At 48.5% G+C, this 16,634-nt stretch carries 21 protein-coding genes and 1 riboswitch; of the genes, 9 read left to right on the top strand and 12 right to left on the bottom strand.

Annotated elements, in window-relative coordinates; all coding sequences use genetic code 11:
- Positions 1–26: 26 nt before the first annotated feature.
- The gene (locus tag NFU03_RS04320; protein WP_251636420.1) at positions 27–1,274 is read right to left on the bottom strand and encodes an ABC transporter permease subunit; all 1,248 of its coding nucleotides are present in this window, start codon (positions 1,272–1,274) and stop codon (positions 27–29) included.
- A 267-nt stretch (positions 1,275–1,541) separates the two neighbouring features.
- On the opposite strand from NFU03_RS04320, the gene NFU03_RS04325 reads away from it, so the two are divergent.
- On the top strand, positions 1,542–2,114 hold the full coding sequence (locus NFU03_RS04325; protein WP_251636422.1) for a hypothetical protein: 573 nt from the start codon (positions 1,542–1,544) through the stop codon (positions 2,112–2,114).
- 64 nt (positions 2,115–2,178) lie between these two features.
- Here NFU03_RS04325 and NFU03_RS04330 read toward each other — a convergent pair whose 3' ends face one another.
- Positions 2,179–2,502 (bottom strand): hypothetical protein, encoded by a 324-nt coding sequence (locus NFU03_RS04330; RefSeq protein WP_251636425.1) that lies wholly within the window; start codon positions 2,500–2,502, stop codon positions 2,179–2,181.
- Between the two features lie 166 nt (positions 2,503–2,668).
- On the opposite strand from NFU03_RS04330, the gene NFU03_RS04335 reads away from it, so the two are divergent.
- The 3 genes from NFU03_RS04335 (at position 2,669) to NFU03_RS04345 (ending at position 4,984) form a co-directional block, all read left to right on the top strand.
- A complete protein-coding gene (locus NFU03_RS04335; RefSeq protein ID WP_251636427.1) occupies positions 2,669–3,232 on the top strand; it encodes a hypothetical protein in 564 nt (187 codons plus the stop codon).
- 392 nt (positions 3,233–3,624) lie between these two features.
- A complete protein-coding gene (locus NFU03_RS04340) occupies positions 3,625–3,867 on the top strand; it encodes a hypothetical protein (RefSeq protein WP_251636429.1) in 243 nt (80 codons plus the stop codon).
- A gap of 544 nt (positions 3,868–4,411) precedes the next feature.
- Positions 4,412–4,984: a hypothetical protein gene (locus tag NFU03_RS04345; protein ID WP_251636431.1), complete on the top strand. Its 573-nt coding sequence runs from the start codon at positions 4,412–4,414 to the stop codon at positions 4,982–4,984.
- Positions 4,985–5,048: 64 nt separating this feature from the next.
- On the opposite strand, the gene NFU03_RS04350 is transcribed toward NFU03_RS04345, so the two are convergent.
- Positions 5,049–5,372 carry a hypothetical protein gene (locus NFU03_RS04350; RefSeq protein WP_251636433.1) on the bottom strand — a complete coding sequence of 108 codons (324 nt, stop codon included), beginning with the start codon at positions 5,370–5,372 and terminating at the stop codon, positions 5,049–5,051.
- A gap of 164 nt (positions 5,373–5,536) precedes the next feature.
- Here NFU03_RS04350 and NFU03_RS04355 point away from each other — a divergent pair, with 164 nt between their 5' ends.
- The 3 genes from NFU03_RS04355 to NFU03_RS04365 all read left to right on the top strand — a co-directional run bounded on the left by NFU03_RS04355 (position 5,537) and on the right by NFU03_RS04365 (position 8,182).
- Positions 5,537–6,100 carry a hypothetical protein gene (locus NFU03_RS04355; protein WP_251636435.1) on the top strand — a complete coding sequence of 188 codons (564 nt, stop codon included), beginning with the start codon at positions 5,537–5,539 and terminating at the stop codon, positions 6,098–6,100.
- A 140-nt stretch (positions 6,101–6,240) separates the two neighbouring features.
- Positions 6,241–6,963 carry a FadR/GntR family transcriptional regulator gene (locus tag NFU03_RS04360; RefSeq protein ID WP_251636437.1) on the top strand — a complete coding sequence of 241 codons (723 nt, stop codon included), beginning with the start codon at positions 6,241–6,243 and terminating at the stop codon, positions 6,961–6,963.
- Complete coding sequence (locus NFU03_RS04365) at positions 6,932–8,182, top strand: CynX/NimT family MFS transporter (RefSeq protein WP_251636439.1); 1,251 nt, start codon at positions 6,932–6,934, stop codon at positions 8,180–8,182. Before NFU03_RS04360 ends, NFU03_RS04365 begins: the two co-directional genes overlap by 32 nt.
- Before the next feature lie 143 nt (positions 8,183–8,325).
- Here the strand turns inward: NFU03_RS04365 and NFU03_RS04370 are convergent, their stop codons facing one another.
- From NFU03_RS04370 to NFU03_RS04395, 6 genes are all read right to left on the bottom strand, one after another.
- On the bottom strand, positions 8,326–8,829 hold the full coding sequence (locus NFU03_RS04370) for a hypothetical protein (RefSeq protein ID WP_251636441.1): 504 nt from the start codon (positions 8,827–8,829) through the stop codon (positions 8,326–8,328).
- Positions 8,830–9,147: 318 nt separating this feature from the next.
- The gene (locus NFU03_RS04375; protein ID WP_285835415.1) at positions 9,148–9,462 is read right to left on the bottom strand and encodes a DMT family transporter; all 315 of its coding nucleotides are present in this window, start codon (positions 9,460–9,462) and stop codon (positions 9,148–9,150) included.
- Positions 9,462–9,803 (bottom strand): DMT family transporter, encoded by a 342-nt coding sequence (locus NFU03_RS04380; protein WP_251636444.1) that lies wholly within the window; start codon positions 9,801–9,803, stop codon positions 9,462–9,464. Before NFU03_RS04380 ends, NFU03_RS04375 begins: the two co-directional genes overlap by 1 nt.
- A 68-nt stretch (positions 9,804–9,871) precedes the next feature.
- Positions 9,872–9,971: riboswitch (guanidine-I (ykkC/yxkD leader) on the bottom strand.
- Between the two features lie 148 nt (positions 9,972–10,119).
- Positions 10,120–10,740 carry an FMN-binding negative transcriptional regulator gene (locus tag NFU03_RS04385; RefSeq protein ID WP_251636447.1) on the bottom strand — a complete coding sequence of 207 codons (621 nt, stop codon included), beginning with the start codon at positions 10,738–10,740 and terminating at the stop codon, positions 10,120–10,122.
- A gap of 2 nt (positions 10,741–10,742) precedes the next feature.
- The gene (gene paiA / locus NFU03_RS04390) at positions 10,743–11,279 is read right to left on the bottom strand and encodes a spermidine/spermine N(1)-acetyltransferase (RefSeq protein WP_251636449.1); all 537 of its coding nucleotides are present in this window, start codon (positions 11,277–11,279) and stop codon (positions 10,743–10,745) included.
- Positions 11,280–11,283: 4 nt separating this feature from the next.
- Positions 11,284–11,757, bottom strand: coding sequence for a MarR family winged helix-turn-helix transcriptional regulator (locus NFU03_RS04395; protein WP_251636451.1), 474 nt, complete (start codon positions 11,755–11,757; stop codon positions 11,284–11,286).
- A gap of 117 nt (positions 11,758–11,874) precedes the next feature.
- Here NFU03_RS04395 and NFU03_RS04400 point away from each other — a divergent pair, with 117 nt between their 5' ends.
- Positions 11,875–12,516, top strand: coding sequence for a YczE/YyaS/YitT family protein (locus NFU03_RS04400; RefSeq protein WP_251636453.1), 642 nt, complete (start codon positions 11,875–11,877; stop codon positions 12,514–12,516).
- 110 nt (positions 12,517–12,626) lie between these two features.
- Here NFU03_RS04400 and NFU03_RS04405 read toward each other — a convergent pair whose 3' ends face one another.
- From NFU03_RS04405 to NFU03_RS04415, 3 genes are all read right to left on the bottom strand, one after another.
- Entirely contained in the window at positions 12,627–12,770 is a 144-nt protein-coding gene (locus NFU03_RS04405) for a tyrosine-type recombinase/integrase (RefSeq protein WP_285835410.1), read from the bottom strand.
- Positions 12,771–12,832: 62 nt separating this feature from the next.
- A complete protein-coding gene (locus tag NFU03_RS04410; RefSeq protein WP_251636455.1) occupies positions 12,833–14,458 on the bottom strand; it encodes a sensor histidine kinase in 1,626 nt (541 codons plus the stop codon).
- Positions 14,446–16,023 (bottom strand): amidohydrolase, encoded by a 1,578-nt coding sequence (locus NFU03_RS04415; RefSeq protein WP_251636457.1) that lies wholly within the window; start codon positions 16,021–16,023, stop codon positions 14,446–14,448. Before NFU03_RS04415 ends, NFU03_RS04410 begins: the two co-directional genes overlap by 13 nt.
- A gap of 100 nt (positions 16,024–16,123) precedes the next feature.
- Here NFU03_RS04415 and NFU03_RS04420 point away from each other — a divergent pair, with 100 nt between their 5' ends.
- Positions 16,124–16,564 (top strand): YtoQ family protein, encoded by a 441-nt coding sequence (locus NFU03_RS04420; protein ID WP_251636458.1) that lies wholly within the window; start codon positions 16,124–16,126, stop codon positions 16,562–16,564.
- Positions 16,565–16,634 lie beyond the last annotated feature (70 nt).

Below are 16,634 nucleotides of genomic sequence, written 5' to 3' on the forward strand. Positions count from 1 at the left end.
TTTCCTCCTTCTGATAAGCGAGATTATCATGCCCGTTTCCGCTGCCATCCGGATACGAGATACGCTGCGGCGAGCAGGACGGCGGATGCACTGCCGAGTACCAGCAGGCCGGTCGGGAACGCAAACCGGAAATCCTGCCAGATCGCCGCTGTCTGCATCGTGACAATATACGGCGGTGCCAAATAGGCGAACGGCAAATACGGCGCGAACGCAAGCCCGGCCACCTGATTGCTGAGCTGGATGCCGAGCAGGATGACAGCCGCCGTCAGGACGAGCGCAGCGATGGCCCGTTTCGTGACATACGAGAAGAAGAACAGCAGCGCTGCCGCAAACAGCAGACCGAAGAAGAACAGGACCGCTGTTTTCGCGAGATACAGACCGATCGGCATGAAATCATACGCATAGTTTTCCCCATATACGAGAACGGGGTAGTCCCAGTCCCCCAGCTTGTCGAAGCCAGTTCCAAGTCCGAGGGAAACCAGGGCGGCACCCACCAGCACCACTGCACTCGTAAGAAGCACGGTCACGAACTTCGAGAGTAAAATGAGCGGCCGCCGGATCGGCTGTGTGTGCAGCAGATGGATCGGTCCGTTCGCGCCGATCCCTTCCTTCGTCACAATGTCACTGAACAGCAGCAGGAAGAACAGCAATCCTCCGAGGCCGAACAGCAGATCTGTCACCTGCTTCAGGAAATAGATGCCGGCAGATGAATCCAGCGTGCTGTGCTCCGTCACAAAGTCTTTCAGGAATTCGTCGTCGTTCGATCCGTCGATCGGAAAGTTGAGATCGTAAAGCGTTCGCCAAGCATAGATATCGACGGGCAGGATCGGGGTCACGCCGTGTTCCTGCATATACTGGAACAGCGCCCGCCGTGTCTCCGTGGTGAACAGAGTCGGGAAGGATGACGTGTAATACTGCCGGCTGACAATGAGGGTATCGAGATCCGGCTGTATCTTATCGATCTCCATCTGGAGGACCGTATTCCAGTCACCCGTTTCATAGGCTTTCAGCTGGGCCTCCAGTTTCTCGTTGTACTCCAGCCAGAACTGAGCCGCTTCCGAAGACTCCCCATCCTCTTCTTGCGGTTGCTCCTCCATCTGCAGTTCGTGCTCCCGGATCTGATCACGAAGCTCGAGTGACACATCGGACACTCGCACGGTATTCATGTAAGCGTATACAAAATAACAGGCGATACTGAGGAAAAAGATGAGGAGGAGGATCTTGAAAAGACCGGACGTCCATAACTTCTTCCATTCAAATTGTAGTAGTCTCACGGCACAGCCCCCTTTTGAACAGCCGGCATGTCCCGGCTGCTTTTACAATTCAACATATGTATGACAGGTCAATCCACTTTCGTCAGGTAATCGTATAGCCTATGCAAGGGCAACTTCTGTGATGCCTTGCTGGTCTCAACAGCACTTGCTTCCATGGTACTCTACTATACTTCGAAAATAAACAATAATTTGTATTTTTTGCAAACATTCTCCTGTACAATGAGTGCAACAGACACATCAGCTTATTAAACAAGGAGGAAGACTAGCATGGGGAACAGGACAATCCGCTTCATTTTTCTAATTGCACTGCTGACACTCAGCGCCTGCAGCCCGCAGCCGCGAACCGATGTGAAGCCGGTTCAGGAAGCGGCAGAGCAAACGATTAGCAGTCCTCCGGAAAAGATGGAATTGGGAAGGCCGGGGGAATTTTATGCTTTCAGTAACAATCAGGATGAGTATCCATCTGACATGGCGCTCGGTCATTATTGCTGGAGTGAAGATGGAAGCCAATGTACGGCAGAATCGGACGATCCGAGGGATTTAATGTTTGAAAAACGGTATGGAAGAATGAAGCCTGGGGAACGGATCCTGTTTACCATGGCCATCAATCCCGCCTGGACTTGGCTTTCTGAAAACGATCTGAACACCATACAGGGCACCAAAATTGATATCATCCAAATTTCCGAGGGAGTCGAAACACGATATGAAAACGTCGGACGCAGCATGGATGCGCCGGAAGAACCGGGACTGTATTTTTACCTTGCGACCGTGACATGGGATCTGGAAGTGAAGGGCCAAGCGAACTATGCCTTTGCGTTTTCGGTATCACCGGACTACTGAGCAATCATAGCAAACAACGAGCACCGGATCAGGATTTTTCAGATCTGGCGCTCGATCCTTTCAGTCATTTCGGTGATACAGTTTGCGGAACCGCACAATAGCCGGAACAGGTGACAGTTCCTGAATAGATGACGAGATACCCGCCATCGACGGCCTGTTTGGAGACAGGATACAATTTTCCCTTCCAGCCTCCAGTGTCATAGGGTATATAGGCGGGGTTGACCTGTCCCGTCTTATAACTGTTTGTTATGCTCACCACTTTACTAGCCGCTGCGATAATCACGGGGTCCGCAGGGCTCACTTCTGCAAACGACTGGCTTGGCAAACCAAACGACAGTGTCAATACTAGACCGGCTGCTGCGACCGTACTTACAACTTTCCTCTTCATGATTCATCCTCCATTCTGATTATCCAGAAAATTGGAATATCACTGGTTAGAGGTATATTCTACAATCAGATCCAATACCCTCCTATTTTATCAAAATAATATAAATTAACTAACTAATCCATGTTATTGTAAAGTGAATATCTTGTTGAAGGGAGGAAAGAAAGTCATGCATAAATCATTACCAATCGTCTTTTTACTAATCTCCTTACTCTTTTTACATGCCTGTAGTCCGCAGCCGCGAACTGATGCTTCTCCAGATCAGGTGACCGAACAGCCACTGACAGAAATCCCTGAAGAGAAGGAGGAAATGAGGAGACCAGCGGATATGGTCCCATTTACTAATGAGGATACAGCTACGACGGTACTGGGATACTACTGTTGGAGTGAAAGCGGCGAATACTGCTCGGTGGAATGGGAGGATCCTCGTGATTTGCTGTCAGGTGCTATTACCGGCAGAATACGACCTGGAGCCTTGATCCGGTTCACTATGGGGATTAACCCCGCCTGGACTTACCTTTCAGACAATAACGTAGACTCCTTGCAGGATACCCGGATTGATGTCACGCAAATCTTCAAAGGAGTTGAAACTCACTATGAAGATGTAGGGCTTAGTTTGACAGCACCGGAGGAGCCTGGTTTGTATTTCTATCTGGCGACAGTAACGTGGGAGAAGGAAATGAAAGGTCAAGCGAATTATGCGTTTGCGTTTTCGGTTTCGCCGGACTACTAGAAAAACACGAGAAACAGCGAGCACATGAGTGATATGTCGTTTGTGAGGGGAGGAGAGGTAGTAATAAACAAATTTGGAATAGCAGCTTTCTTGCTGATCACCGTACTTTTTTTACATGCCTGCAGCCCGCAGCCGCGAACCGGTATGAAGCCGGTTCAGGAAGCGGCGGATCAACCGATAAGCAGCCCTCCAGAAAAGATGGAATTAGGGAGACCCGGGGATTTTCATGCTTTCAGCAACAATCAAGCCGAGCATCCATCTGCCACGGTGCTAGGTCACTATTGTTGGAGCGAAAACGGAAAACCGTGCACAGCAGAGTCGGATGACCCGAGGGATCTGATGTTTGAGGAACGCTCTGGGAGAATGCGGCCTGGTGAACGAATCTTGTTTTCATGAGTATATATCCATCGTGGACATGGCTCTCTGAAAACGGCCTCGATACCATACTAGGTGCCCCCATTGACATTACTCAATTTTTCGAAGGTGTCGAAACTCGCTATGAAAACGTCGGACGCAGCATGGATGCGCCGGAAAAACCCGGACTGTATTTTTACCTCGCGACCGTGACATGGGATCTGGAAGTGAAAGGCCAGGCGAACTATGCCTTTGCGTTTTCAGTATCGCCGGACTACTGAGCAAACATCGAGCACCGTATCAGGATTTTTCAGATCAGGTGCTCGATCACTTCAGTCATTTCGGTGAGACAGTTTGCGGAACCGCACAATTTCCGGAACAGGTGACAGTTCCCGAATAGATGACGAGATACCCGCCATCGACAACCTGCTTGGAGACAGGATACAAGGTACCTTTCCAGCCGCCTGTGTTATAGAGTATATATGCGGGATTGACTCTTCCCGTCTCATAACTCTTTGTTATGCTCACCACTTTACTAGCAGCTGCGACAATCACTGGTTCCGCAGGACTCAATTCTGCAAACGACTGGCTTGGCAAACCAAACGACAGTGTCAATACTAGACCGGCTGCTGCGACCGTACTTACAACTTTCTTCTTCTTGATTCATCCTCCATTCCTATTAGCCAGCGAATTGGAATATCACTGGTTAATGGTATATTCTCCAAGCAATCGAAATACCCTCTTATTATTCAAAATAATTTAAATTAACTATCCATTACATGTTATAGTAAAAGTGATATTCTGTTGAAGGGAGGAAAGAAAGTCATGCGTAAATCATTACCCACCGTCTTTCTACTAATCTCCTTACTCTTTTTACATGCCTGCAGTCCGCAGCCGCGAACTGACGCTCCTCCAGATCAGGTGACCGAACAGCAACTGACGGAAATCCCTGAAGAGAAGGAAGAGAAGGAAGAGATGAGAAGACCAGCCGATTTGGATGTGTGGACCACTGATAATGCGGCGGGCCAAGTGTTAAGTAATTGGTGTTGGGGAGAAAACGGGGACAGCTGTTCGGTGGAACCCGAGGACCCGCGTGAGTTGCTGTCGGGTATGAAGTCCGGCCGAATAAAACCTGGCGGCCTGATCCAATTCTCCATGGGGATTAATCCATCTTGGACTTACCTTTCGGACAACAACGTAGCCTCCTTGCGGGATGCCCGAATTGATGTCACGCAAATCTTCAAAGGAGTTGAAACTCACTATGAAGATGTAGGGCTTAGTTTGACAGCACCGGAAGAGCCGGGTTTGTATTTCTACTTGGCAACTGTAACGTGGGAAAAGGAAATGAAAGGTCAGGCGAATTATGCGTTTGCGTTTTCAGTATCGCCGGACAACTGAGCAGTCATAGCAAACATCGAGCACCAGAACCGGAACTTCCAGATCCGGTGCTCGATCACTTCAATCATTTTGGTGAGACAGTTTGCGGAACCGCACAATTTCCGGAACAGGTGACAGTTCCTGAATAGATGACGAGATACCCGCCATCGACCGCCTGCTTGGATGTAGGATACAACGTGCCCTTCCAGCCGCCCGTGTTGTACGGCACAGAAGACTTTATATTCTCTCCCGTTCTGTAACTTATAGTAATTGTCACCACTTTACTAGCCGCTGCGACCATCACTGGTTCCGCTGGACTCACTTCTGCAAACGACTGGCTTGGCAAACCAAACGACAGTGTTAATGCTAGACCGGCTGCTGCAACCGTACTTACAACTTTCCTCTTCATAATTCATCCTCCATTCTTGTTATCCAGTAAATTGGAATATCACTATTTAGAGGTATATTCTACAATCAGTTCAAGTATCCTCTTATTTTTCAAAATAATATAAATTTTATATTTTCTATATGTTATAGTAAGCTCTGATCCTGTTGAAGGGAGGAAAGACAGTCATGCGTAAATCATTGCCAATCGTCTTTTTACTACTCTCCTTACTCTTTTTACATGCCTGCAGTCCGCAGCCGCGAACTGATGCTCCTCCAGAACAGGTGACCGAACAGCCACTGACAGAAATCCCTGAAGAGAAGGAAGTGATGAGAAGACCAGCTGATTTGGGTGTATGGACCACTGATAATGCGGCGTCCCAAGTTTTAAGTAATTGGTGTTGGGGGGAGAACGGGGACAGCTGTTCGGTGGAACCCGAGGACCCGCGTGAGTTGCTGTCAGGTATGACTTCCGGTCGCATAAAACCTGGCGGCCTGATCCAATTTTCCATGGGGATTAATCCGGCGTGGACTTACCTTTCAGACAACAACGTAGACTCCTTGCTGGATGCCCGGATTGATGTCACGCAAATCTTCAAAGGGGTTGAAACTCGCTTTGAAGATGTAGGGCTTAGTTTGACAGCACCAGAAGAGCCAGGTTTGTATTTCTACTTGGCAACTGTAACGTGGGAAAAGGAAATGAAAGGCCAGGCGAATTATGCGTTTGCGTTTTCGGTATCGCCGGACAACTAAACAGACGCAAACACAGAGCATAAAAACCGTCCGGAACAAGCTTCTGCTGTTCCGGGCGGTTTTTCGCGGTTTACAAGCCATTCCGGCAATGGTACCCTATTCAACGGACCAATCATCCTACAACTTTCAGGAGGGACGCCATGATCCGTAAAACACATCGCAAATCGCTGGTGGAGCAGGTGGCTGAACAGATGGAGCAGCTCATTGAACAGCAGCAATGGACCGTCGGCACGAAACTTCCGCCTGAAATGGAACTGATGGCAGAATTCGGAGTCAGCCGCAATACACTGCGGGAGGCCATCCGGGCGTTAGTGCACGCCGGGTTATTGGAAACGAAACAAGGCAGCGGCACTCTTGTCCGTTCAGCCAGCACGCTCGGCAGCGCATTGGAGCGCCGTGCCAAAAAATCCACGATGCTTGAAACACTGGAAGTCCGGGAAGCGCTGGAAAAGCAGGCTGCCCAGCTGGCCGCTGAACGAAGAACAGAGACGGATTTAGCGAATTTGGAAGCGTGTATCCAGAGCTGCAGGCATGCCTCTGCACACGGAGATGTGGAGCAGTTCATCGCGTCCGACCTGCAGTTCCACAAAAACGTCGTACTCGCTTCCGGCAACCCACTGCTCGTAGATCTGTATGAGCATATGACCGGCATTTTGTATGCTTTCATCCAGGACGTCCTGGCGATGGAGCCTTGCCTGCAGACAGGGCAGGAGGTCCATCTCGAATTGCTGGAAGCCATCCGGAAACAGGAACCGGAATCGGCAGCCTGGTATGCAGCGCGTGATATGAACATTCTGAAAGAAATGATTTTGGATGCACGGGAGGAATCGTATGAAGAAACAAACCGCAACATTGGCAGATAATCGTACAGCAAAAACAGGGTGGCTCCTGCTGATCGGGGTCATATTGGTAGGGTCGACGCTACGGGTGCCCATCACGTCAGTCGGCGCACTGATTCCGTTCATCCGCGATGACCTCGGTATCAGTAATGCGGCGGCCGGACTGATCACGACATTGCCGCTGCTGGCCTTTGCGTTCCTCTCCCCTTTCGCCCCCAAAATCGCCAACCGGATCGGAATGGAATGGACGATCGCCCTGTCGACCTTCCTGCTGATTGCCGGGATCCTCGTCCGCTCCGTGACAGGAATCGGTTTCCTGTTCACCGGGACGGTGCTGATCGGCTTGGCGATCGCCGTCGGCAATGTGCTCATCCCCGGTATCATCAAGATGAATTACCCGCTGAAGATCGGTATCATGACTGGCATTTACGCCATCTTCATGAATATCTTCGGAGCGCTCGGGTCGGGAATCAGCGCCCCGCTCGCTAAATCAGGTGATCTGGGCTGGCAGGGAGCGCTCGGGATATGGGGCGGGCTGGCAGCCATCGCACTGCTCGTGTGGCTGCCGCAGCTGCGCAAGCCGCGGGATGCCTCCCCTAAAGTGAAGGTGGACACGAAACAGAAAGCCAGTCTATGGCGTTCTCCGCTCGCTTGGAGTGTGACCTTATTCATGGGCTGCCAATCTCTCGCCTTTTACACACTGATTACCTGGATGCCGGACATTCTGCGGTCGATCGGCTACACGGCGGACGCAGCGGGCTGGATGGTCTTCCTTATGCAGGCCGCATTGATCCCGACCACGTTCGTCGTACCGGTCGTTGCGGAGAAATTGACTAATCAGGTCGGAGCAGCGGGCGCAACGGCTGTCCTGTTCATCGTCGGGTTCAGCGGACTGCTGCTTGGCATCCCGGCATTCGTCCCTCTCTGGGCAATCCTGCTCGGAATTGCGGGCGGCAGCGCATTCAGCCTTTCCATGATGTTCTTCACGATCCGGACGGATGACGCACAAGAAGCGGCAGAACTGTCCGGGATGGCCCAATCGTTCGGGTACTTGTTAGCTGCAGGCGGCCCTGTCTTTGTCGGGATCCTGCATGATTTGAGCCACGGCTGGACCTTACCGATTCTTTTCCTGATCGTCATTTCCACCGTGATCTTGTTTGCGGGAATCGTATCCGGCAGGCAAGGGACCCTCTCCGAACGATCCGGCCAGCAGAATAAAACAGGTGCGCTCACTAAAAAGTAAAAAAGTTCCGGAAAGACCTTCTATTCAAGCGGGACACTGACTTCCTTTTCAGGTCACTGAAAACAGGAGTCAGTGCCCCGCTGTTTCAGGACGGTGTTTTACATAGTTATTCACTATCAGCAGCTGTGTCAGAGCATTATGGTTTACTGTTCCAGTAGTTCCTGAATAGGCGGGATGAGCTCATCATGTCTGGATATGATGACCACTTCATCGCTATTTGCTTGCATAAAATAATCGTCATTATAAAATCCGACGTACATCGCCTTCTTCCCTCTCAACAGAGACAGCAGATACCGATAGACTTCGTCTGACTTCACATCTTCAATAGTTATATACCGTAAGATATCCTTGAAGTAGTCCTTCTCAAACTCTTGTTCTTTCCAATTGCGGATATCAATTGTGTGATGCAGTGAGATCTTTACGTCATACCTTGATGTTGTATGGCCATGTGGGATATAAGATTTCAAAAAACTAACATCAATCTTACTGTCTCGCTTGAATAGCCCAGCAACCAAATGCTTTGCCAGCAACGGTTTCTGCTGAAGCAATTCAAGTGGGATGCATAGTTTCCTCCCTTCTGCAATCTGGAAAAACGGCATTTGTTCTGAGTGAAAAGCAATGCCGAAATTCTTTTTTATTCGCTCCATTAGATGTGTCTCCTATTCTCTACAGTATGGCGTCACAGGGTCTGGATTTTGGCGATTGCAGCAGCGCTCGGCCGTGGCGACTGTTGGTTTCACAGCGGGTGACAGAATGAGTAACTCAAAAACAAAACAGCTGAGTGATAACCAGCTCATCCAATTTTACAAAAGAGTCTTGAAGAGAACCCCTCTCCAAGACTATTTCTTTTACATTAGCAAACTTTTTTAAGCCCATTCACCATTACTTTTTGAAATTCAGCTATCTCTTCCTCTACAAACGCGCCCGTTTGCAGAACTCAAGTTAACCACAATTATCTCACACGATTATGCGACGAGTTTAAGTCCGATTGCCGAGCATAAAACGAGCGCTATAAAAGCCATCCTTCGCCAATCTTTTGATTCGCCGAAAAACATCATACCAATTATCGCCCCACCGACAACTCCAATTCCTGTCCAAATTGCATAACCTGTTCCCATAGGAATAAATTGTAATGAATAGCTGAGTAACGCAAGGCTTGAACCAAATCCTAAAATGAGCAAGATAACCGTTGGCCAATCACGCTTTATGGAAAGTTGATTTATCATTGCAACACCAAAAGTCTCCAGTAATCCAGCTAAAATCAAGGCAAACCATGCCATCATGATTCAACCCCTTCCTTCGCCTTCTCGGGCGTGACTAATTTTAATCCAATGACCCCAAACAATAACGTTATTAATAAAATAATTTTTCCCCATTTGAATGATTCACCAAAGAAAAGCAACTCTGCAATGACAGTACCCGCTGTGCCTAATCCCACAAAAATGGCGTAAACCGTCCCAGCTGGGAGCACTTGCGCTGCTGTAATCATTAAGTAATTGCTAACTACGATCAGGATAATTGTTCCAGTCCATGTCCAAAAGTCATAAGCATGGGTTAAACCAATCACCCAAAAAATCTCCAAGAATGCTGCAATAAACACCTTTATCCAGTTTCGATTCACTAAGAAACACCTCTCTACTATTTTTTATAAATAAAAATAAAAAGCCCGGGAGAATACTGATAAACAGTATCTCCCGGGCTTTTATCCCTCCGTGGCATAGCCAAAGAGCTATGAGTTTCCTCTCGGTCCAGTCCAACAACTCGTTGCGGAACCCTAGAAAACATTTTGCTAATTCAGTTCAAGTTAGTTAATTACATGATACATTATGACGTGGCAATTTTCTACTACAATCTGGCCTCTACTTGGACATACTTGTTCGGTAATCTTGCCCGTTAGTTTAAGCACATATTTTCACGTAATCACTATGTTGTCACAGTTAAGTAAATGAATTTTTGTCTTTCATCACCTGTGCGATTTGATGAGAATTTAAATTTCTTTCCTCATTCAGTCTATCAATAATGTTATTGAAATCTTCTTCATTCCGATTTTGACTTAATTTATAAGCTGCTTGAACTTCTTGTATTTTAATTTTAAATCCAACAATACCTTTGATTTGTTTTTTTGTTTGTGGAGAAAGACTTTCCCATAAAACTGCATTTTCACGTTGTCGTTCGTACTTTTGCAATAGTAGGATAAGGTCTTCTTCTAATTCTTGATCATTCATAATACGAGCTGTTCCATACATATGAACAGCTTGATAATTCCAAGTTGGGACATTTTCATGGTTATACCAAGATGATGAAATATAAGCATGTGGACCTTGAATGATCACAAGGACACCATCAGGAGTTTCCCTAATCGTTTTCCATTGTGGGTTCCCATATGCCATGTGTCCAGTTATATAGTAATCATCTCCTTGTTTATGCAGCTGTAAAGGTAAATGAGTGGCAATTGGTTTCCCTTGTTTAGTCGTAACAAGCATACCAAAAGAGTTTGTTTGTACAAAATCACAAACTTCATCAATATTTGTGACTCTAAAATACTTCGGGATAAACATCATCATTCCCCTTTCAATGAGTTCTCAAAGGTTTTGGTCAAGATAAAGTCTATTTGTTCTTCATCACCCATGTAAAAGGAGTGGGAGCCAGTTTGAACAAAACCCATTTTCTTATAAAACGCAATTGCATTTTCATTTTTTTCCCATACACCAAGCCAGATCTTCTTTTTATCGCCCTCCTTTGCTATTTCGAAAGCTTTATTGAGTAGGTATTTTCCCAAACCATGTTTTTGAAATTTATTCTTTATATAAATTCTCTCAACTTCAAATGACTCATCACCCATTTTTTCAGATTGAGCATCATTAATGTTTACCTTTAAATACCCAGCGATTTTATTGTTAAAATAAACGAAATAAAATCCTGAAAAACTATTATCCAATTCTATTTTTAATTGGGGTATGTTAAAAGCTCTTTCCAAATAGGCATACATATTTTCTGCTGTATTCAAATCCTTAAAAGTCTCATTAAATGTTTCGGTACTAATTTCTTGTAGTTCGAGGATATCTTTATGGGTACACTTTTTTATATTTACTGTCATCTAATCATGTCTCTCCTTTACACAATAAATAATTTCTCTTATTCCCTTTTTTTACAAAATCCCAGTCTTTTTCAACATTTTCTCTCATTCTTCGAAGAAGATTACAAATGGTCTCTTCTTCTGTTTCGGAAAAACCAACTAAGGCAACGGTACTGGAGTAATCATTTTCTCTTCTAATAATAGGATAAACATTTAATCCCTTCTCTGTCGGAAAAAGCTTTTTTATTTTTTTGTTTTTTTGATCATTTTTCTTTTCAATAAAACCATTTATTTCGAGCTTTTTTAACGCTCGTGCTGCGGTTGTTCGATCTACTTTTATCATCTCAGCTAACTTTTCTTGAATAATTCCTGGATTTTCGCATACTCGTACCAGGTACAAATACTGTCCTTTTGTAAGGTCATATTCTTTAAATTCTATATTACTTATCGAATCTAATGCCCTTGCTATCATTCCAAGCTCACGAAGAATTTCATTCACCCTTATCGCTCCTTAACATATTTTTTGTTGTATGTGCAACAAAATTGGCGTATATTTAATTTAACCTATTTTTATTGTATGTGCAACAATAAAAAATTAAAAGAGAGGTCAGATAGGATGAAATATGTTTTTTATATACTAGGGATATTAATTTTGACCCTTGGTATTTCATTCACAATACAATCAGATCTAGGAGCTTCACCTTTTGATGCAGTTTTGGTAGGACTATCTATAAACGTAGGACTTACTGTTGGAAGTTGGGAAATAATAATAGCTTTATTATTAATTTGCGGTAATTCGTTATTAATTAGACAAAAACCGAAAGTTTCGGGATTGTTAACAGCTTCTATAACAGGTAGTAGTATCGACATGTGGCTTTTTTTATTGCACAATTTTATTACACCTGAATTATGGTACAGTAAGGTTGTTTGTTTCGGTATCGGCTTAGTTGTTGTAGGATTCGGAACAGCCATCTATTTACACACTAATTTTGCTCCTATCCCGATTGACCGTTTAACCTTAATCGTACAAGAATTATTCAAATCAAATATTTTTGTTTCGAGAACATTTATTTACCTCGTATTCTTAATAATGGCTCTGATTTTTAATGGACCAATTGGCATCGGAACTTTATTAACAGTTTGTTTAGGGGGGCTTATACTTAATTTCTTCATGCCACTTGCTAAAAAAGTAATAGACTACATATTACTACATTCTTGTACAACCAATTATTTAAAAGATAAGAAACGTTCAATATAGGATGGCCCGTTTGCGGAAGAGCCGATACTCCTCGGCTCTCCCCCAAACATGGAACTCTATTTCCATTCCAGCAAACGGACTATTCGAAAATCTTCTTTTTCTTGAATACTTTATGGGTAGTAGCGATTGTACAGGTCATCGCGCAGCTTGCTGCTCAGTTGTGCATAGATCCGGGTGGTTTCACTCTTCTCATGTCCCAGGAGACTTTGGATCACTTCGAGCGGCGCACCGTTGTCGATCATATGCGTATGCAAAACCGCCCGGGACAGCGGACTGTCCCCGGCGGTGAATGAGTATTGCTTGCGACTTTTTCGTTTTACAAATAGATATCGGAAAACTCGTATTTGATCAGCTCTGCCCGGTACTGGTCGCTGTTCCGCAGAGCGGGCTGGCCGGTCCCGGTGCCATTAATTTCAGTCGGCAGTTCAATGGTGAAGGTGCTGCCTTTGCCGGGTTCGCTTTCCGCCCGGATTATGCCGCCGTGAAGCTCGGCCAGTGATTTGGCGATCGGCAGGCCGAGGCCGGTGCCTTCGGCGGTGCGGTTCAAGTTGCGGTTCACCTGGACGAATTTGTCGAAGATCGTCTCCAAGTGCTCCGGGTCGATGCCGATGCCTTCATCCCGCACGGAGATGCGGACGGTGCGGGCGTCTTTCCGTTCGAGCCGGACGAGAATCTCCTCTCCCGGTAAGGAGAACTTGATGGCATTGGAGATGAGGTTGAGCAGGATCCGGTCGAACTTCGCGATGTCGACCGCCATGATCAGCTCTTCCACTTCCGGATCGAACAGAATATTGACCCCTTCGGATTTCGTGTATTCCGTGACAGAGTCCACGATCCGGTCGATCATGGTTACGATGTTATAGTTGGCGGTCTGCAGCTCATGCAGCCCCGATTCGATCTTGGAGATATCGAGGATGTTGTTGACGAGCCGGTTCAGCCGGTAGCAGTTGCTGATCGTCCGTTTGTTGACATTGCGGATCTCTTCGCGGTGTTCATCGAGACTGCCTTTCGCCACGTACAGATCGATCAGCTGTGCGCCGCTTGAGATCACGGTCAGCGGTGTCTTCAGCTCATGGGAGGTGTTGATGAACAATTCTTCCTGGTCTTTCAGCAGCTTCTCCATCGAGCGGTTTGCGAACTCTTCGTCGGAGATGTCGATGCCGAGTGCGATGATCTTCTCCACCTCGCCCTGTCCGTTGACGACCGGCTGGAAGATCGTCTTCGTATGATAGGTGATGCCGTCCTTCGTGAACTCCAGTTTGTGCAAGTAGGACGTCCGGTTTGCGACGGCTTCGTCCAGTTTCCGCACCAGCGTGTCCAAGTCTTCGGCCCGGTAGTAATTGAAGAACGGCTTGCCGATGACATCCGCTTCTGTCCGGATTTCCGGCCACTCCTCCGTGAAGGCCTTGAATGCGAACCGGTTCAGGAAGAGGATTGCTTTGCTCTTATAGGCGAAGGAAGCATAGTACAGGGAGATATCATCGACACTTTCCCGCAGTGCGAGGAATTCCTTGTCTTCAGCGGCCGCTTCCTGCCGGCTGCTGTTCTGTCTGATGAGCTGCTGCCGTTCCGTCGCTGTTGCGGTGACGTCGAAGAAGGACACGACCGTGTACTCCTCTCCCCTGTCCCCTGCAAACCGTTTCATCACCAGATCCCAATAGGTGACCGTGCCTGCTGCATTGCATATCCCGACTTCGGATTCGCGGGCGGAGATCCTGCGTTTCAGCAGTTCATCGATCGGAGGAGGAAGCTGCGGGCAAATGCCGGGCGGCCCGTCCGCCTCCATCCCGAGGAGGTGCATCGTTTCCTTGAAGTTGTTATCATGGCCGAGCAGCCGGCAATCGGGATAACTGAAGATCGCTGTTGAGCCGTCCGCCATTGTGTCAGTGCCGCAAAAGTTCTTCAGCAGAAATTCAAGCACAGGTGTTTTCATTCCGTCCATTTGTACATGATCTCTCCTGCAACGACCGTCATGACCGTCTTCGCCGTCAGCATGTCTTCGCTGTCCACCGAAAGCAGGTCGCGGTCGAGAATGGTGAAGTCGGCGTCGAAACCTGCGGCGATCTTGCCGCGGCTGTCGGCTTTGCCGATGGTTGCTGCGCTACCGGAGGTGAACAGGGCGACGGACTCGTAACGGCTCAGTCTTTCTTCCGGCAAATAGCCGTCATGCGTTTCACCCGGTTTGCGGCGGTAGGCGGCTGCGTAGATGCCGAGCAGCGGGTCGACTTCCTCGACTGGCGCATCTGACCCGCCGCCGCAGATGAAGCCGCGGTCGAGAAGCCGTTTCCAGGCGTACGCCCAGTCCATCCGGTCTTCGCCGAGCCGGTCTTTTGCCCAAGGAAAGTCGGACGGTACGAAGACGGGCTGGATGTCGAGGATGACAGGCAGTTGTGCGAGCCGGTCGACGAGATCATCGCGCAGAACGTTGACGTGGATGATGCGGTCGCGCTTGCCCGGTGCCGGCGGGTCCGCTTCGATGGCATCGAGCACTTTCTCGACCGCTTTGTCGCCGATCGTATGGACCGCGACCGCTTCGTCGTACTTACGGGCGAGTGTGACAAGGTTGCGGATTTCATCGTCTGTCAAGACCGCCATGCCGGAATTTCCAGGGTCATCCGCATACGGTTCACTGAGGAGTGCCGTACGGCCGCCGAGCGCCCCGTCGATGAAGAACTTCATCTCCCCGCCATGGATCCACGGTTCGTCGTACGCCGCCCCGTCTTCCATGAGCTGTTCAAATACGGTTGCGCGACGCAGCAGATGCGCCCGGAACTTCAGTTTTTCCGATCCGATCACGTTGCGGAACGCCTGCAGCGGATTTCGGTAATCGGCGTAGTAGCCGAGGTCGTCGGTGACGGCCCCCGTGATGCCGCGGGCGAGCAGATCTTCGACGGAAGCCTGTAGTGCACGTGTAAGCGCCGCTTCGTCCGGCACGGGGATGACGGCTTCGACGAGATCCGCCGCCCCTTCGAGCAGGAGTCCTGTCGCATTGCCGCTGCTGTCGCGGACGATCGTGCCATTGCCGGGATCAGGGGTTTCATCTGTAATGCCTGCAAGTTCCAGTGCCTTCGAGTTCGCGAGCGCTGCGTGGCGGCATGTCCGTTTCATCAGCATCGGTGCTCCGCAGACGGCGTCGAGTTCCTCTTTCGTGACGATCCGGCGGTCAGCGAAATTGTTTTCATTCCACCCGTCCGCTGTGAACCATTCGTCTGCCGGATGGTCTTTTGCCGCCACGGCAAGCTTGCGCAGCATGTCGTCTGCCGACTCTGCGTAGGACAGGTCGAGCTGGAGCGTGCGGGCGCCGTGTCCGATCATGTGCATATGGCTGTCGATGAAGCCCGGGTACATGACTGCGCCATCGAGGTCGACTTCCTGATCCGCCTGCACTTTCAAGCTTTCCGCGTCTCCTGCTGCGATCACTTTTCCGTCTTCGGTCAAGACAGCTCCGACCATTTCCCCTTCGTTTTCCATCGTATAGATCGTGCCATTATGCCAGACTGTCTTCATGTCCCCCACCGACTCCTTTTTCTTCTCAGTGTACTCTTTCCGAGAAGTTGAAGCAATATTCTGCTACACTTGGAATACTAGAGTGAAGGAGGAGATCGGATTGGAATTGGCGGTTTACTTGGCAGGAGAGATCCACAGCTCATGGCGGGAGGAGATCAAACAGAAAGCACAGGCGCTCCGGCTGCCCGTCGTCTTCTACGGGCCGATGGAAGACCATGATCGTTCGGATAATATCGGGGAGGAGATCCTCGGCAAACAGCATGACGCTGTCGCGAAGGACGCAGCCGCTTCAAGCTTCAACAACTTGCGGACGGAGCTGCTTCTTGCGAAGAGTGACTTGGTCATTGCGCTGTTCGGGGAGAAATACAAGCAGTGGAACACCGCGATGGATGCGAGCGCAGCGGTCGCAACAGGCAAGCCTCTCATCCTGATCCGTCCGCACGAACACCACCATGCGCTGAAGGAGCTATCACGCAAAGCACAAGTGACGGTCGAAACACCCGATCAGGCGCTGAAAGCATTGAAGTATATATTTGAATGAGATGGCTCATCCACCTGTCTTTCCCGTCACGCGCGGGAAAGTTTTTTCATGCAGGGGGCTTTACGGGGTT

This window comes from Sporosarcina sp. NCCP-2716, assembly GCF_023707985.1.
In the GTDB taxonomy this organism is placed as follows: Bacteria; Bacillota; Bacilli; order Bacillales_A; family Planococcaceae; genus Sporosarcina.

What these genes read in the sequence shown, in the direction of transcription:
- NFU03_RS04340 (WP_251636429.1), top strand. Translation starts at nt 3,625, where the DNA reads ATGAGTATATATCCATCGTGGACATGGCTCTCTGAAAACGGCCTCGAT.
- NFU03_RS04335 (WP_251636427.1), top strand. Translation starts at nt 2,669, where the DNA reads ATGCATAAATCATTACCAATCGTCTTTTTACTAATCTCCTTACTCTTT.
- NFU03_RS04325 (WP_251636422.1), top strand. Translation starts at nt 1,542, where the DNA reads ATGGGGAACAGGACAATCCGCTTCATTTTTCTAATTGCACTGCTGACA.
- NFU03_RS04330 (WP_251636425.1), bottom strand. Translation starts at nt 2,502, where the DNA reads ATGAAGAGGAAAGTTGTAAGTACGGTCGCAGCAGCCGGTCTAGTATTG.
- NFU03_RS04365 (WP_251636439.1), top strand. Translation starts at nt 6,932, where the DNA reads ATGAAGAAACAAACCGCAACATTGGCAGATAATCGTACAGCAAAAACA.
- NFU03_RS04370 (WP_251636441.1), bottom strand. Translation starts at nt 8,829, where the DNA reads ATGGAGCGAATAAAAAAGAATTTCGGCATTGCTTTTCACTCAGAACAA.
- NFU03_RS04375 (WP_285835415.1), bottom strand. Translation starts at nt 9,462, where the DNA reads ATGGCATGGTTTGCCTTGATTTTAGCTGGATTACTGGAGACTTTTGGT.
- NFU03_RS04385 (WP_251636447.1), bottom strand. Translation starts at nt 10,740, where the DNA reads ATGTTTATCCCGAAGTATTTTAGAGTCACAAATATTGATGAAGTTTGT.
- NFU03_RS04410 (WP_251636455.1), bottom strand. Translation starts at nt 14,458, where the DNA reads ATGGACGGAATGAAAACACCTGTGCTTGAATTTCTGCTGAAGAACTTT.
- NFU03_RS04400 (WP_251636453.1), top strand. Translation starts at nt 11,875, where the DNA reads ATGAAATATGTTTTTTATATACTAGGGATATTAATTTTGACCCTTGGT.
- NFU03_RS04350 (WP_251636433.1), bottom strand. Translation starts at nt 5,372, where the DNA reads ATGAAGAGGAAAGTTGTAAGTACGGTTGCAGCAGCCGGTCTAGCATTA.
- paiA (WP_251636449.1), bottom strand. Translation starts at nt 11,279, where the DNA reads ATGACAGTAAATATAAAAAAGTGTACCCATAAAGATATCCTCGAACTA.
- NFU03_RS04360 (WP_251636437.1), top strand. Translation starts at nt 6,241, where the DNA reads ATGATCCGTAAAACACATCGCAAATCGCTGGTGGAGCAGGTGGCTGAA.
- NFU03_RS04355 (WP_251636435.1), top strand. Translation starts at nt 5,537, where the DNA reads ATGCGTAAATCATTGCCAATCGTCTTTTTACTACTCTCCTTACTCTTT.
- NFU03_RS04415 (WP_251636457.1), bottom strand. Translation starts at nt 16,023, where the DNA reads ATGAAGACAGTCTGGCATAATGGCACGATCTATACGATGGAAAACGAA.
- NFU03_RS04345 (WP_251636431.1), top strand. Translation starts at nt 4,412, where the DNA reads ATGCGTAAATCATTACCCACCGTCTTTCTACTAATCTCCTTACTCTTT.